The sequence below is a fragment of the Bacillus sp. FJAT-45037 genome (assembly GCF_002797325.1).
Lineage (GTDB): Bacteria > Bacillota > Bacilli > Bacillales > Bacillaceae_D > Alkalihalophilus.
Map to the genome: position 1 here is coordinate 2,983,948 of NZ_KZ454938.1, position 16,216 is coordinate 3,000,163.

General features: G+C 40.7%; 18 protein-coding genes. 1 reads left to right on the top strand and 17 read right to left on the bottom strand.

The genetic code is table 11. The features are described from left to right. The 7 genes from CDZ88_RS15060 to CDZ88_RS15090 form a co-directional block, all read right to left on the bottom strand. Complete coding sequence (locus CDZ88_RS15060; protein WP_100374316.1) at nt 1–939, bottom strand: YybS family protein; 939 nt, start codon at nt 937–939, stop codon at nt 1–3. Nucleotides 940–1,156: 217 nt separating this feature from the next. Beyond that, on the bottom strand, nt 1,157–1,390 hold the full coding sequence (rpsR, locus tag CDZ88_RS15065; protein WP_047972679.1) for a 30S ribosomal protein S18: 234 nt from the start codon (nt 1,388–1,390) through the stop codon (nt 1,157–1,159). Nucleotides 1,391–1,461: 71 nt separating this feature from the next. After that, entirely contained in the window at nt 1,462–1,956 is a 495-nt protein-coding gene (ssb, locus tag CDZ88_RS15070; protein WP_100374317.1) for a single-stranded DNA-binding protein, read from the bottom strand. A 25-nt stretch (nt 1,957–1,981) separates the two neighbouring features. Beyond that, a complete protein-coding gene (rpsF, locus tag CDZ88_RS15075) occupies nt 1,982–2,269 on the bottom strand; it encodes a 30S ribosomal protein S6 (RefSeq protein WP_100374318.1) in 288 nt (95 codons plus the stop codon). A 174-nt stretch (nt 2,270–2,443) separates the two neighbouring features. Then, entirely contained in the window at nt 2,444–3,544 is a 1,101-nt protein-coding gene (gene ychF, locus CDZ88_RS15080; RefSeq protein WP_100374319.1) for a redox-regulated ATPase YchF, read from the bottom strand. Nucleotides 3,545–3,684: 140 nt separating this feature from the next. Next, nucleotides 3,685–3,885 carry a DUF951 domain-containing protein gene (locus tag CDZ88_RS15085; RefSeq protein ID WP_100374320.1) on the bottom strand — a complete coding sequence of 67 codons (201 nt, stop codon included), beginning with the start codon at nt 3,883–3,885 and terminating at the stop codon, nt 3,685–3,687. Nucleotides 3,886–3,980: 95 nt separating this feature from the next. Beyond that, on the bottom strand, nt 3,981–4,997 hold the full coding sequence (locus CDZ88_RS15090; RefSeq protein WP_100374321.1) for a YkvI family membrane protein: 1,017 nt from the start codon (nt 4,995–4,997) through the stop codon (nt 3,981–3,983). A 101-nt stretch (nt 4,998–5,098) separates the two neighbouring features. Between CDZ88_RS15090 and yyaC the strand changes: the two genes are divergently transcribed. After that, the gene (gene yyaC, locus CDZ88_RS15095) at nt 5,099–5,746 is read left to right on the top strand and encodes a spore protease YyaC (RefSeq protein ID WP_100374322.1); all 648 of its coding nucleotides are present in this window, start codon (nt 5,099–5,101) and stop codon (nt 5,744–5,746) included. 44 nt (nt 5,747–5,790) lie between these two features. On the opposite strand, the gene CDZ88_RS15100 is transcribed toward yyaC, so the two are convergent. The 10 genes from CDZ88_RS15100 to spoIIIJ all read right to left on the bottom strand — a co-directional run bounded on the left by CDZ88_RS15100 (nt 5,791) and on the right by spoIIIJ (nt 16,173). Next, entirely contained in the window at nt 5,791–6,495 is a 705-nt protein-coding gene (locus CDZ88_RS15100; protein ID WP_100374323.1) for a DUF554 domain-containing protein, read from the bottom strand. A 12-nt stretch (nt 6,496–6,507) separates the two neighbouring features. After that, the gene (locus CDZ88_RS15105; RefSeq protein WP_100374324.1) at nt 6,508–7,662 is read right to left on the bottom strand and encodes an aminotransferase class V-fold PLP-dependent enzyme; all 1,155 of its coding nucleotides are present in this window, start codon (nt 7,660–7,662) and stop codon (nt 6,508–6,510) included. 66 nt (nt 7,663–7,728) lie between these two features. Next, a complete protein-coding gene (locus tag CDZ88_RS15110) occupies nt 7,729–8,583 on the bottom strand; it encodes a ParB/RepB/Spo0J family partition protein (RefSeq protein WP_100374325.1) in 855 nt (284 codons plus the stop codon). Continuing rightward, nucleotides 8,564–9,337 carry a ParA family protein gene (locus CDZ88_RS15115; protein WP_100374326.1) on the bottom strand — a complete coding sequence of 258 codons (774 nt, stop codon included), beginning with the start codon at nt 9,335–9,337 and terminating at the stop codon, nt 8,564–8,566. The genes CDZ88_RS15110 and CDZ88_RS15115 overlap by 20 nt, the downstream gene beginning before the upstream one ends. A gap of 210 nt (nt 9,338–9,547) precedes the next feature. Next, a complete protein-coding gene (gene noc, locus CDZ88_RS15120) occupies nt 9,548–10,387 on the bottom strand; it encodes a nucleoid occlusion protein (RefSeq protein WP_100374327.1) in 840 nt (279 codons plus the stop codon). Nucleotides 10,388–10,556: 169 nt separating this feature from the next. Continuing rightward, nucleotides 10,557–11,270, bottom strand: coding sequence for a 16S rRNA (guanine(527)-N(7))-methyltransferase RsmG (rsmG, locus tag CDZ88_RS15125; protein ID WP_100374328.1), 714 nt, complete (start codon nt 11,268–11,270; stop codon nt 10,557–10,559). A 22-nt stretch (nt 11,271–11,292) separates the two neighbouring features. Beyond that, the gene (gene mnmG, locus CDZ88_RS15130) at nt 11,293–13,179 is read right to left on the bottom strand and encodes a tRNA uridine-5-carboxymethylaminomethyl(34) synthesis enzyme MnmG (RefSeq protein ID WP_100374329.1); all 1,887 of its coding nucleotides are present in this window, start codon (nt 13,177–13,179) and stop codon (nt 11,293–11,295) included. 39 nt (nt 13,180–13,218) lie between these two features. Beyond that, nucleotides 13,219–14,589: a tRNA uridine-5-carboxymethylaminomethyl(34) synthesis GTPase MnmE gene (gene mnmE, locus CDZ88_RS15135; protein WP_100374330.1), complete on the bottom strand. Its 1,371-nt coding sequence runs from the start codon at nt 14,587–14,589 to the stop codon at nt 13,219–13,221. Nucleotides 14,590–14,782: 193 nt separating this feature from the next. After that, complete coding sequence (gene jag, locus CDZ88_RS15140) at nt 14,783–15,409, bottom strand: RNA-binding cell elongation regulator Jag/EloR (RefSeq protein WP_100374331.1); 627 nt, start codon at nt 15,407–15,409, stop codon at nt 14,783–14,785. Beyond that, nucleotides 15,406–16,173 (bottom strand): YidC family membrane integrase SpoIIIJ, encoded by a 768-nt coding sequence (spoIIIJ, locus tag CDZ88_RS15145; protein WP_100374332.1) that lies wholly within the window; start codon nt 16,171–16,173, stop codon nt 15,406–15,408. Before spoIIIJ ends, jag begins: the two co-directional genes overlap by 4 nt. Nucleotides 16,174–16,216: the final 43 nt, after the last annotated feature.

The following is a 16,216-nucleotide window of genomic DNA, read 5'->3' on the forward strand; positions in this document are numbered from 1 at the left end:
CTATTTTTTCTCGCTTTTGATCCGTTTTCTTAAATCAAAACCTAGATCAATAATACCAATAATTCGAATGATCTGCGTCAAAGGGTTGATAATCAGTGTGACAATGACAATAATGATTGGCACTGTTCGGTTAACTTGTTTATGGTAACAATAATAAAACACAAACGCAAAGCCTTGAACCATCATAATCACTTCAAGAATCGGCAAAAGGTTCCAGACAATAATAAACATGGTCGATCCTTCTTCTTGACCGACTAAAACCAAGATCATGACAATTAAGTAGTACCATAAGAATGATTTTGAAAACTGCCAATCTCTAAATGGTGGAAATTGTGTCGGCTTATGACCTAATCGACGTAAGATCAGACCCGCAACCAAAATCGATATGACCGCTAAACCAACTCCACTCATTATGATCATCGCCGGCACCATATGAACTATCATATCGACTGCATCATTCATCGGAGCAAGCGCATCTGTTGCATCTTGTCCCATAGCTGTTAGTGTTGCTTCTGCTACTTTAATTTGCTCACGTAACAGGGCTGACATAAATTGAATCGGATTTTCATCCATAAATAACATGAGCCCTACGTAAATCATAAGCATATTAAACATATACACCAAACTAGCACCAATCAAGACCGAAAAAGCAGTGAGTTTACGACGGTATAATTCTCCGATGACTAAACCAGCTAGTCCAAAGAATAACGTCGCTGGCAAACCGATTAAACCTGAAATCATAAACGCAAGCATAATCGTTACGGCAAATAACATAATACCAGGTTTCAATCCTTGTCTTACAACATAGAGAATAAACGGTAAAGGCAAAGCCCATACAGTAATCATCGCTGCGAAGGGAACATACAATGTAATCGCTAGTAGTGTTACAAAAAGAGCAGCGATGACAGCTCCTTCTGTTAAGGTTCTCGTTTGTTTCACACATTCACCTCATTTATCTTTCCAAACAAACTGACGTCAACTCAGGAACAAGAGAGTTTTTGACAGTTTCTCATATCCTTGTCTATTTTAGCGTACTTACGATTAAAATTAAAGCATCGTCTCTAATGAACAGCCTCACTTCACTTGTTTCACACAACACTCTTTATAATATAAAAAAAGCATGGTAGTCATCTACCATGCTTTTCCTGCTATATGCTTAGTTCACATCATTTACATACGGCAATAAAGCGATTTGACGAGAACGCTTGATTGCTGTTGTAAGTTGACGTTGGTACTTAGCAGACGTTCCTGTTACACGGCGAGGTAAAATTTTACCACGCTCAGAGATGAAACGCTTAAGAAGATCCGTATCTTTATAATCGATTTTCGTAATTTTGTTTACAGTGAAGAAACAAACCTTACGACGCTTTGGACGACCACGACGAGCCATTAGACAGCACTCCTTTCAAGAAAAGTTGTTTATCGTTAAACACACATGTCATTTTAAGAGCAGAAGAGGTTTTAAAACGGTAGATCATCATCCGAAATGTCAATTGGTTTACCATCATTGGCAAATGGATCATCATTAAATCCACCAGACTGACGATTTGGTTGTTGATTCTGTTTACTATAATCGTTTCCACCAGCTGGCGATCCGCCACCCGAAGGAAAGGCATTCCCTTGTCCTTGGTTTGAACCTTTAGGTTCAAGGAATTGCACACTTTCTGCCACAACTTCAGTGATATAGACTCGACGTCCTTCATTGTTGTCATAGCTTCTAGTTTGTATTCGGCCGTCTACACCCGCTAAGCTACCTTTTTTAAGGTAATTCGCGACATTTTCAGCAGGTTTGCGCCACACGACACAGTTAAGAAAGTCGGCTTCGCGCTCTCCTTGCTGGTTAGAAAATGCACGGTTTACTGCGAGCGTAAAATTCGCTACGGCTACCCCACTTGGTGTGTAGCGTAACTCTGGATCTTTCGTTAAACGCCCAACTAGTACGACACGATTTAGCATCCGTACCCCTCCTACTTTTGATTAATTATTCTTCGTCTTTAGTGATTAACAAACGAATAACGTTGTCGTTAATCTTGATAAGACGGTTAAATTCTGCAATCGCTTCTGAGTTAGCTTGTACATTCAATAACACGTAGAAACCTTCGAGAAAATCGTTGATTTCATATGCTAGACGACGCTTACCCATCTCCTGAACCTTATCGATTTCAGCACCATTTGTTGTTAGAACACCATTAAAACGTTCAATGATCTCTTTAGTTGCTGCTTCTTCTAGGTTTGGAGCGATAATGTACATAATTTCGTACTTACGCATTCCGGTCACCTCCTTTTGGTCTAACGGCTCCGATATGGAGCAAGGAGCAAAACTCATCTAATGAGTCATTTCACTCGCATTATTAGATTATAGCAGAATCAATAAGTAGAGGCAAGCATCTTCTCTAATAGAAAATGCTTAGCGATCTAAATGAGCGCTAAGCATTGGAATGAACTATACATTAAAGCGGAAGTGAATAACGTCTCCGTCTTGTACAATGTATTCTTTTCCTTCAAGACGAACCTTTCCTCTTTCTTTTGCAACAGCCATTGTACCAGCATCCACTAGATCATCGTAAGAAACAATCTCGGCTCGGATGAATCCACGTTCAAAATCAGTGTGAATAATTCCCGCTGCTTGAGGCGCTTTGATCCCCTTACGGAATGTCCACGCTCGAACTTCTTGAACACCGGCAGTGAAATACGTTTGAAGTCCAAGTAAGTTGTAGGCAGCTTTAATTAATTGATCAAGGCCAGATTCTTTAATGCCTAACTCTTCAAGGAACATTTGCTTTTCTTCCCCTTCAAGCTCGGAAATTTCAGATTCAATCTTCGCACATACGACAATCACTTCACTATTTTCACCTGCAGCAAAATCTTTCACTTGCTTCACATAGTCGTTATCTTCTGGCGATAATAGATCTTCTTCACTCACATTGGCCGCGTATAAGACTGGCTTGTTTGTTAATAGGTGCAGTTGATGGACAATTTTTTCTTGTTCTTCTGTGAACTCAATACTTCTCGCAGGCTTTTCTTCTTCAAAGGCGTCACGAAGCAATTCAAGGACTTCAAGTTCAGCTACAGCTTCTTTATCCTTTGTTCTTGCTAGCTTACCAACTCTGGCAATACGTTTTTCAACAGTTTCAAAGTCAGCTAAGATCAACTCTAGGTTAATCACTTGAATATCATTTAGCGGGTTCACACTACCTGATACATGAGTAATATTATCATCAGCAAAACAACGTACCACATGAGAAATCGCATCAACTTGACGGATATGAGATAAGAATTTGTTTCCTAAGCCCTCCCCTTTACTTGCTCCTTCTACGATCCCTGCAATATCAGTAAACTCAAAAGCTGTAGGAATGGTTTTCTTCGGATCTACTAGTTCCGTTAATTTTTGCAATCTGTGATCAGGAACTTCCACAATCCCGACATTAGGATCAATCGTACAAAACGGATAGTTAGCCGACTCTGCGCCAGCTTGTGTAATTGCATTAAATAAGGTTGATTTCCCAACGTTAGGTAAACCAACAATTCCAGTTGTTAATGCCATAATGGCTCACTTCCTTTTTTCTATCAGATTCACAATAAACGTGATAATTTTAACAATATCTCTACCAATTATAGATAGACAGCCATAAAAAAACAAGGTCATGACGAGTTGTTCACGACCCTGGACCATTAATTTAGGAACTAAGCTGTTGGGGACTTCTCAAGAATTCGTTTCATTTTCTTCCCAAACTCTCTTCTTGGGAGCATGACACTGTGCTGACAGCCTAAGCATTTAATTCGAACATCCATCCCCATTCGGATAATCTTCCAGCGATTCTCCCCGCAAGGATGTTGCTTTTTCATTTCAACAATGTCACCAAGGTCAAACTCTTTTTCTGTCATCCTAGGCCCTCCTATCAACTTCTCTGGCGTTTAGTGTTTGTTTATTATACACCAAACTCATTTGATTGGGAGAGACAAATCAAAGAACTCGCTACTTACTTCGGTTTTTGATTCAGAATAGGATAAAGCAAGATAGCCGCGAATACATACAAATTTAATACTCCGTAAAGAGGATATAAAATGGAAATTAATGTGGAGAACCCAATTGTCGTTAAGGGAGCCATCAAAGCAATGAGAGCTAAAGCGATAAGCCAAGCACTCCCTTTTACATACCCTCTTACCCTAGAGATTAGCCCAAAAACTCCGGCAGCTGCCGTAGTATAAATGGCCATCCATAATAATGCTGACATGATAATCACCATGTAGTAAGGGTAGTGCTTCAATATAGCGAATAAAGGAATTTCATACAACATAATATCTCCTGCTACTTGTAGTAAGGATTCATTGTATAAAAAAGAAATGCCTCCTAACACAAGGCCACTTCCAAGGCTAGCAATCCAAATTTCTCCTTTATGTTTGATCTCTTTTCCTACTGCGGCTAACACAGCGACAAGAGGAAGAATATTAAGGGATGTAAACGTTAAGGCGGCCGGCCAATTATGTTGCTCATCAAACCGGAAACGGATCGGGAAACCTTGCAACGATTGAAAGGCTATCAACACACCAAGTAAACAAATAATCAGAACTGGAATAATAACCGCATTCATCGAGGTCATGCCTTTTGTATCCCATACAAATAGAAGGACCACACACCCACCAATAATTACAATGCCTAACCAATACGGTAAGTGAACCACTTCAAGTGTCGCCCCACCTCCTGCAAGCATAATGACTGTTGTCGAAAAGAGATAAAGAACGATCATTACGTCATACAGTTTCGTTAAACGCTTACCCATAAGTTCATGCAAGATGGGAAGATAATGCTCCGAGCGTTTGGCATAGCTTATTTTCATGATGATCGTAGCACTTATCATAAATAAAAGCGCAAATAGGAGAATAGCTAGTCCGCTTTCCGCCCCAAAAAACTCCCATAATTCACGACCAGACGCATATCCTGCGCCAATCATGGTACCTATGATGAGAAACATCCACTTCAATCCACCAAGCCACATCTCACACTCTCCTTCCATCTTTCGCAATTTTCACAATCTATATGTATAGAAAGGAAAAAATATCCGTATACTGCTACTACTATGGCAAAGGAGCCGATGTTATGAGTACAAACCCACGCTTATTCGGAAATAAGTTAACACCTATACGCGTTCATATGGATGAGGAACATGCAAAAGCTTCATTATTTCAGAATTTATTTGACCATACAAACGAACTCTCACGTCGAGAACTTGTCATCGTTTGCATCGGTACAGATCGTTCAACAGGGGACTCCCTTGGCCCTTTAACCGGAACAAAGCTACAAGAAAGAAATCTACATCGATTTCACGTGTATGGAACGCTCGAAAATCCTGTTCATGCAGTAAATCTTGAAGATCGATTAAAAGAAATTCATAAGGAGCATTATCGCCCGTACATCTTAGCCATCGATGCTTGCTTAGGACGTGTTAACAGTATCGGAAAAATTTCGTTAGCTACTGGGCCTATTCAACCAGGAGCAGCTGTAAATAAACAACTACCTGCTGTAGGGGATATTCATATGACAGGGATCGTCAATATTGGTGGGATGATGGAATACTTTGTTTTGCAAAACACACGGCTATATACCGTCATGAAGATGGCCACAACGATGGCTGATGCGATTTATTCTGTCGATCAACAACTACCACAACGAATAAAACCGACATCTCTTTTGCAAAATCTCACGCCAAGAGTATTTACACAGACAAAAAAAGAGACGCCTTTTTAAACGGAATACCGTTGTAGAGGCGTCTCTTTTTTTAAGGAAGATTACTATGTTAATAAATACATCCCTGTCACAATAAAGCCTACGACAATAATGCTTGGTAATAAATTGGCCACACGTACTTGTAAAATGCCTAGAATGTTAAGTCCAATTGCGACAATCATTACGCCACCGGTTGCCGTCATCTCGACAATAAACATGTCCATTAGTTCAGTTGGGACATAATTATTAATTTGCGTCGCAAGGAGGGCAATTCCCCCTTGATATAACACCACAGGTATTGCAGAAAAGATGACACCAATTCCCAATGTCGAAGCGAAGATAATAGCTGAGAATCCATCCAACATTGATTTTGTATACAAAACCGAGTGATCTCCACGCAATCCACTATCTAACGCGCCAAGAACGGCCATCGCCCCTACAACATAAATCAACGTAGTCGTGACGAATGCTTTTGCAACAGAACCTTCTTCTTTTGACCCTAATCTTGCTTCTATCCAAGCTCCAACTTGGTTCAGTTTCTTTTCAATATCAATTTGTTCCCCAATGACTCCACCAATAACTAAGCTTCCAATCACGACTAGAAACTGCTCACTCTTTAATCCCATTCCAATACCAAGCACGACGACAGCTAAAGCAATGGCTTGCATAACGGTTATCTTTATTCTTTCTGGAATTCCTCTTATTAAAAGACCAACACAAGCTGCTAGTACGATCACGAGGCCATTTACGATTGTTCCTGTTAAGACCATTCTTCTTATCTCCTACTCTAAAAATGCTTGTTCTATCTCCACTAACGCCTCAAGCAAAGCCTGTACTTCATCAGCTGTATTGTATGGCCCGAAACTTACCCGGACAAGCCCTGTCTCGACAGTCTCTAGCTCATGATGTGTCATCGGAGCACAGTGAAGTCCCGCACGCACGGCGATGTCGTAATGTTCATCTAAAATAAAGGCCAGTTCATGGCTCTCTACTTGATCTAACCGAAACGAACAGACAGCTAAACGATCATTGATATCGGTTGTTCCAAATGTATTTATCGTTTGTAAATTTTCTAGTCCTTTTAACAATTGAGCAAGTAGCGCCTGTTCATGTTGGTAGATTTGCTCGATTCCAAGTGTCTTCACTTCACGTATCCCTGCTAGTAAACCGGCTATACCAGGTGTATTTAATGTACCAGCTTCGTAGCGATCAGGCCATTGTGTTGGTTGCTCGCTACTTTCTGAGTAGCTTCCTGTCCCACCGTGTATTAACGGGAAGAGATTATAATCATCTTTTGAAATGAGAACTCCCGTCCCTTGTGGACCAAGCATGCTTTTATGACCAGCAAAGGCCAATAAGTCAATCCCATCTCTCTCCATATCAATAGGCAAAGTTCCAGCTGTTTGCGAAGCATCGACAATAAAAACAGCACCGATTTTTCGTGCAACCTCTGAAATAGCTCGAAGGTCAACTATGACCCCCGTGACATTGGATGCGTGAGAGATAATGATTGCTTTTGTCTTTGGTTTTACTGCTTGAGCAATCGCTTGAATAGAGATTTTCCCCTCTGCATCTGGTTGAACGTAGGTTACGTCAATTCCCTTTGTATCAGAAACACTATTAAGAGGGCGTAAGACAGAGTTGTGTTCAAACACCGTCGTCACAACATGATCACCCTTCGAAAAGGGAAACCCACAAATGGCTTGATTCAATGCCATCGTAGCATTTTGATAAAACCAAACATGCTTCCCATTAGGCGCACCAAAAAAGGAAGAAATCTCTGCTCTTGCTTCTTGTATGACCTGCGTTGCTCGTTCTGCTAATTTGTGTCCACCTCGGCCTGGATTAGCGCCATACTGATTCACAGCTTCAAGCATCGCTTGGCCAACTGCTTCCGGCTTTGGAAACGAGGAAGCAGCATGGTCAAAGTAAATCATTATTATTCCTCCAAACATCATCATCGAAAAAGAAGTCATCCTATGTTGCGATGACTCCTTCTCACACTATGACTGTTGCTGATTTGATTGTAGTAATTCTAGAATGCGATCGAGATCATCCTCCGAGAAATAATCAATCTCTATCTTCCCTTTGTTCTTACCAGGTTTAATCGAAACCGACGTACCAAAACGTGTCCGAAGGTAGTCCTGTCGTTCCTTTAACTGTGGAGGAAGAGGTGCTTTTTTTCGTGATGTTTCACGTGAAACACGGTTATTTATTTGGTTCACCATTTCCTCTAGTTCACGAACGCTCAACTGGTCTTGAATAACTTTTTCGATTAGTGGTGAAAGCTTCTCATGATTTTTGACGCCTAGTAACGCCCGCCCGTGCCCCATTGAGAGCGTTCCTTCAGAGATTAACTCTTGGACAGATTCTGGGAGCTGTAGCAGTCGGATATGATTTGCAATATGCGGACGACTCATCCCTAAACGTTTAGCTAGCTGTTCTTGCGTATAGTGAAGATGTTCCATTAACTTCTCATACGCCATTGCTTCTTCGATTGGGGTGAGATCTTCACGCTGCAAGTTCTCAAGAAGTGCTAACTCCATCATCTTCTGCTCATCAAGTTCTCGTACAACAACAGGCACTACTTTCAAACCAGCTTTTTGTGCCGCACGGAACCTTCGTTCACCAACGACAATTTCATAGCCCTTAATACTTTTTCTTGCAATAATCGGTTGTAAAATCCCATGTTGTTCAATCGAGCTAGCTAACTCAGCAATGGCTTTCTCTGAGAATAATTTCCTTGGTTGATACGGGTTGGGTCTAAGTTCATTCACTGCAATTTCTTTTACTTGGTCTTGTTGATCGCTATGTTCAGGAAAAAATGCCTGCAATCCTTTACCTAACCCTTTCGCCACTAGACACCACTTCCTTTGCTAAATCTACATATACTTGCGCTCCACGTGATTTTGCATCGTAAATAATGATTGGCTTGCCATGACTTGGTGCCTCTCCCAATCGTACATTACGGGGAATGATGGTATCAAATACTTTTTCACGAAAATATTTTTTCACTTCATCAATGACTTGGATTCCTAAGTTCGTGCGTGCATCAAGCATCGTTAATAAAACACCTTCAATGGCTAAGTCGGTGTTAAGATGCTTTTGCACAAGTCGAACGGTGTTAAGTAATTGACTTAATCCTTCTAAAGCGTAATACTCACACTGCACAGGGATGAGGACACTATCTGATGCTGTTAACGCATTAATTGTGAGCAGGCCTAATGAAGGTGGACAATCAATAAAGATATAATCATAATCCTTTGAAACCGTTTGAAGCGCTCGCTTCAAACGAACTTCACGAGAAATAGTTGGAACGAGCTCAATCTCTGCGCCGGATAATTGAATTGTGGAAGGAATTACATGCAAATTCTCCACTGTTGTTTGTTGAATTACTTTCTGCGCTTCAACATCTTCTACCAAGATGTCATAGATACATTCGTCTAGGACTCCTTTTTCAACACCTACACCACTCGTTGCATTCCCTTGTGGATCAATGTCTACTAAAAGAACGCGTTTGCCAATATAGGCTAAACAAGCACTTAGATTTACAGCTGTTGTTGTTTTTCCAACGCCGCCTTTTTGATTTGCTACAGCAATGACTTTAGCCACGCTGTCACCCTCTTTCTGTCCACCTTACTTTTTTTAAAACCGATTTCTACTTGCACCACAATTGCCTATGTATTCATTCTTACGAGCATTGTCGATTCAGTTCATTTCCATTTTAACATAAATTATTTGATAAATTTTAGAAAGTTATGTGAGTTCAGAATTTGTAGTTCGACGCGTAGCTATAAAAATAATCTATCGGTTAACGATAGATTATTTTTTCGGTATACGTATAGTAAATTGATAAAATTCTTCATTCTCTTCTTCGTTAGCATCTACTTTTAAACCACTTTTTAATACCATATCAACGGATTGACGAATTGTATTCATTGCAATCCTCATATCTTTCGGATAAGATTTTCGAGTGGCTTTTTTCTTTGGTTCAGATTGGCCATCTAACATGAAACGAACACGTTCTTCAGTTTGTTTCACGTTCAACTGCTTCTCGATTACCTCTGAAAGTAGCTGCACCTGTAGTTCTTCATTCTTTAATGACAACAACGCCCTTGCATGCCGTTCAGATATACGTCGATCTAAAATAGCACGTTGGACTGGCTCAGGCAGGTGAAGCAAGCGTAATTTGTTCGCGATCGTTGATTGACCCTTCCCTAACCGTTGCGCTAAGCTTTCCTGTGTAAGTCCGTGGAGTTCAATTAACTTAGCATATGCAATTGCTTCTTCAATCGAGGTTAATCCTTCACGCTGGAGATTTTCAATTAAAGCAATTGATGCTGTCTGAGAATCATTAAACTCCTTCACTAGAGCGGGTATTTTCTCCCATCCGAGCTTTGTAACAGCACGCCATCGTCTTTCCCCTGCGATTAATTCAAATTTACCATCGCGTTCACGTACGACAATTGGCTGGATAATCCCGTGCGTTCGGATCGTTTGTGATAGTTCCTCAATACGTTCCTCATCAAATACGGTCCGCGGTTGAAAGCGATTCGGAACAATATCAGCAATTGGAATTTGCCTTACTTCTTCGTTCGAACTCACTTCTACCTCTTCGTGCTTGTCACTCAAGCCAAATAGGCGTGAAAACGGTTGCTTCATCGCCTGACACCACCTTCTGATAATAACCGTCTTGCTATATTCGACAGAGACAACTTTAATCCTTCTTTCTTTCCATACTACTTTTATATCCTTCTTACTCCCATGTAGTCAAGTAAAACCTTACCGACAAGATCGAAAAAAGAAGATCATGTTTCACGTGAAACATGATCTATAGAGGTTGCTTATTTGGTGTTCCGGGCTTTCTTGGATACTTCTTTTTTGTCGCTTTTTTCTTCTCAATAACGGTAATATGCCGCTCGCTATCTTCTATTGGTAGCTTGAATGTGTGGTCTGATTTCACTTTTGCATCTAACACATCGAACGCGCGCTTAGCATCAGAGAGTTCATTCTCCGCACTTGCACCCTTCATGGCAATAAAGTCTCCACCAACCTTTACGAGCGGTAAACAGAGTTCAGCAAGCACAGACATTCTGGCTACCGCACGAGCTGTCACAATATCATACTGCTCACGATGCGCAGGATTTTGACCGAATGTTTCTGCACGATCATGGTAAAAAGATACCCCATCTAGTTCTAACTCACTTGCAAGATGTTCCAAAAAGCCAATTCTTTTTTTCAATGAATCCACAATGCTTACATGGAGTTCAGGATAGAGAATTTTAAGTGGAATACTTGGAAATCCTGCTCCTGCCCCTACATCAATAATTTTTTGACCAGCTTTGAAAGAATAGAAGAAGCTTGCAGAAATCGAATCGTAAAAATGTTTAATGTACACATCTTCTTCGCTCGTTAAAGCGGTTAAATTCATTTTTTCGTTCCACTCAACTAATACTTCAAAATATCTTTGAAATTGATCGATCTGTTTCTCTGTTAACTCAATTCCTTGTTCTTTCACTAGGGATATAAACGCTTGTTTACTCATCAATAACCTCCATTAAAAGCCTCTACTTGATCTTTGCCAACCTACCTTGTTCTAAATACACAAGAAGAATCGAAATATCTGCAGGATTCACTCCTGATACACGTGATGCTTGTCCGACTGATAATGGACGTACTTCACTTAATTTTTGTTTTGCTTCTGTTGCTAACCCATTGATTGCCTTATAATCTAGGTCTTGAGGGATTTTTTTATTATTCATTTTCTTCGAACGTTCGACTTGCTGCAGCTGCTTTTCGATATATCCTTCATATTTCACTTGTATTTCAACTTGTTCACCCACTTCTTCAGAAATCATCACTTCAGCCGCTGGAATGATTCTTTCTATAAGCGGATACGTAATTTCTGGGCGTTTTAAAAGTAACGATGCACGTACCGCTTCTTGTAACGGCGTCGAACTTACTTCCTCTAACACGGCAGCTACTTCTTCAGATGGTTTAATAATCATGCTTTCAAGACGCTTTTTCTCCGAAATAATTTCAGCTTTCTTCGCTTCAAACCGCGCGTATCGCTCATCACTAATAAGACCTACTTCATGCCCTTTTTGTGTTAAACGAAGATCAGCATTGTCATGACGTAGTAAAAGGCGGTATTCTGCACGAGAGGTTAACAAACGATATGGTTCATTTGTACCTTTTGTCACAAGGTCATCAATTAACACACCAATATACGCTTCTGAACGATCTAAAATGATTCCTTCTTTGCCTAATGCCTTGCGTGCAGCGTTAATTCCAGCCATAATTCCTTGACCTGCAGCTTCTTCATAACCAGATGTTCCATTAATTTGCCCCGCAGTAAAGAGACCTGGCACTTTTTTTGTTTCAAGTGTCGGCCATAATTGTGTCGGAACCATTGCGTCGTACTCAATCGCATAGCCAGGACGCATCATACGAACATTTTCTAGTCCAGGAATAGACTTTAAGATTTTCATCTGTACATCTTCCGGCAAGCTGGTTGATAACCCTTGCACGTACACTTCTGTTGTATTTCTACCTTCTGGCTCAAGAAAGATTTGGTGACGAGGCTTGTCGTTAAAACGAACAATTTTATCCTCAATTGAAGGGCAGTATCGTGGCCCCGTTCCTTCGATCATTCCCGAATACATTGGAGAACGCGACAAGTTATCATTAATAATTTGATGAGTTTCTTCCCCAGTGTAGGTTAACCAGCAAGGAAGTTGATCGGTAATGTACTTAGTCGTATCATACGAGAAGGCACGCGGTACATTATCACCTGGTTGAATTTCCGTTTTATCATAGTCAATCGTGTTTCCATTGACGCGTGGAGGAGTTCCTGTTTTAAAGCGAACCATCTCAAACCCTAGCTCTTGTAAATGGTAGGATAACTGCACAGACGGCTGCATGTTATTTGGACCACTCTCATAAGACAGTTCACCTAAAATAATCTTTCCACGTAAATACGTACCCGTCGTAATAACAACGGATTTACTACGGTATTCTGCGCCCGTATTTGTTATAACACCTACACATTGCCCATCTTCAATGATTAAGCGTTCTACCATTCCTTGACGAAGCAATAAGTTTTCTTGCTCTTCAATGGTCTTTTTCATCTCGTGTTGATAAAGGAATTTATCAGCTTGTGCACGCAACGCGCGTACTGCTGGACCTTTTCCTGTGTTAAGCATTCTCATTTGGATATGTGTTTTGTCAATATTGCGAGCCATTTCACCACCAAGGGCATCAATCTCGCGCACGACAATCCCTTTAGCCGGGCCACCGACTGATGGGTTACATGGCATAAAAGCAACTGCATCCAAATTCAACGTTAGCATTAACGTATTTGCCCCTGCACGAGCAGATGCAAGTCCTGCTTCAACGCCAGCATGTCCTGCACCAATAACGATTACATCAAATTCTCCACCGTTAAAATTCATCTAAAAACCTCCTTATATTCCCACTATTTTTCGAGTCATTTATTTTCCTAAGCAAAATTGGGAGAATAACTGATCAATCAAACTTTCCTGCACACTATCACCAATAATTTCTCCAAGTAGCTCCCATGTTCTCGTCACATCAATTTGAACCAAATCAATCGGAACCCCCATATCAATAGCTGCCATCGCATCTTGCATGGTTGACTTTGCTTGTTCGAGCAAGGCGATATGACGTGAGTTAGAGACGTAGGTTACATCGCCACTTTCAAGGTCACCTTCAAAAAACAAAGAAGCAATCGCTACTTCTAGCTCATCTACTCCTTCATCTTTAATCAATGAAGTGGTCACGACTGGGCGGCCTTCTGCTAATTCGTAGACTCGGTTAATGTCCATTTTTCGTTCGACATCCGTTTTATTCACAATGACAATGACATTCAAGTGCTCGACAGCTTTAAACAACGCCTCATCTTCTGCTGAAAGCTCTTCTCCATAATTTAAAACAAGGAGAATCAGTTCTGCTTCTTTTAATACTTGTCTAGATCGTTCAACTCCAATACGTTCAACAATATCTTCTGTTTCACGAATACCTGCTGTATCAACAAGACGAAGCGGAACTCCCCGTACACTGACATACTCTTCAATCACATCACGCGTCGTACCGGCAATCTCGGTCACAATCGCCTTCTCTTCATGCACCAAGCTGTTTAGTAAAGAAGATTTCCCAACATTCGGTCGTCCAATAATAACCGTAGAAAGCCCCTCACGTAAGATCTTTCCTTGATTAGCTGTCCCTAATAACTTCTCAATTTCCGCTTCGACAAATGTTGCTTTTTCAATTAACAAATCATGCGTCATGACCTCTGCATCATACTCTGGGTAATCAATATTCACTTCAACATGAGCCACCGTCTCAAGTAGTGCTTGACGTAAGGTAGAAATTTTCTTCGATAAACGACCCTCTACTTGTCCTAGGGCTACATTCATGGCTTTATCGGTTTTCGCACGAATTAAATCCATGACTCCTTCAGCCTGCGACAAGTCAATCCGCCCATTTAAAAAAGCTCGTTTTGTAAATTCACCAGGTTCTGCTAGCCGTGCCCCATGCTTTAAAGCAAGCTGCAATACTTTATTGACAGAAACAAGGCCGCCGTGACAGTTAATTTCTACAACATCTTCTCGTGTAAATGTTCGTGGCGCTCTCATGACGGAGACCATGGCCTCTTCTACACGAACATCTTGGTCCATAATATAACCATAAACAATGGTATGAGATGCTACATCCTCTAAAGGCTTTGCACCTGAATAAATTTTATCAGCAATGACTACTGCATCCTCTCCACTTAAGCGGACAATCCCAATCGCTCCTTCACCAAGTGCGGTTGAGATCGCAGCAATTGTATCAAATTCCATCTTTGTTCACCTCACAGTCTTTCCTATTATCTTCTATTATTAACATGTATCGACCCGTTACACGCTCAGCTAAAAAACAACTTCTAAAAGTTTAGAATAGCACAGCTTAAACAGAAAAGCTATGAACGAACGCCACCCCAGTTTAGGCGATAGAAAAAGGATGACTCGCACTGAGCCACCCTCTTCTAACCACTTATTTTGTCGCAATAACAATATGCCTTTGACGTCCTTGTCCTTTAGAGAACGTCTGAACGCCGCGAGCAGATTGCAAAGCCGAGTGAATGATCTTTCGTTCGTGAGCACTCATTGGTTCGAGTGACACTGGCTTTTTTGTCGCTTTCGCTTTTTCGGCTACTCGATGAGCTAGCTGAACCAGTGCTTCTCTCCGCCGTTCACGGTAATCAAGAGCATCTACTTCGATTGAGAGATACTCTTTTGTTCCTTTTTGACGATTTACGACTACATTCGTTAAATAATCTAAGGAATCGAGTGTTTGCCCTCTTTTTCCGATGACACGACCAAGATCTTCATCACTTTGAAGATTAAATCGAACTTTTTTGTGTTCCATGCTCTGATCAATCGTCGCAGGAACACCCATTAATTCAAGAGTCTTCTCAAGGAATGAATAAGCTTCCGAGACAGGATCAGGTATGATGTGAGCTTCTATTGTTGCAGGTCTTGATCCAAGAAAGCCAAGAAAACCTTTTTTCGCTTCTTCGATGACTCGATACGAAAGACGTTCCTCTGTTGTTCCAAGTTCCGACAATGCACGTTTAACAGCTTCTTCAATCGTTTTACCTGATACAGTCACATGGGTCACTTTTTCTTCCCTCCTGTAGTTGCTTCAGCTGTATCTACCTTACCGACATTAGGCCCTGTGATGAAATACGTTTGAGTAATCATGAACAGGTTTCCAACTACCCAATAAAGGGTAAGAGCTGATGGGAAGAAAATCGCAAAGACAAAAATCATAACCGGCATTACATATAGAAGAATCTTCATCTGTGGATTATCTGTAACCATCATCATTTTCTGTTGAATGAATGTTGTAATACCAGCCACAATCGGTAAAACAAATGGGTCTGGTGCACCTAATTCAAACCATAAAAATGAATATTCGCTAATGATCTCTGTACGCATAATCGCATGATAAAATCCGAGTAAGATCGGCATTTGAACAAATAACGGCAAACAACCAGCTAATGGATTGACTCCACGCTCTTGGAACATCCCCATCATTTCTTGTTGTAATTTTTGTTGAGTTTGTTGATCTTTTGCACTATATTTCTCACGAAGCTTTTGCATTTCTGGTTGAATGGCTTGCATCGCTTTTGCACTCTTTGTTTGTTTTATCATTAAAGGTAAAATTAAAATACGCAAAAGGATGGTAACGACAATAATTGCTAGCCCATAACTGTTCAATAATTCACCGAAATAAATAATAAGCCATGAGAGAGGATATACAAAGTAAGAGTTCCAAAAACCCTCACTGTCACTTGTAATTGGTTGGTCGATGTCAAAACAGCCAGTCATGACAAAGAGCAGACCAATAATCATTGTTATAAGACCAAATTTCTTGAGCACAAGCTCTCCTCCTTGTCCATCTACATACTATTTATATGAACAC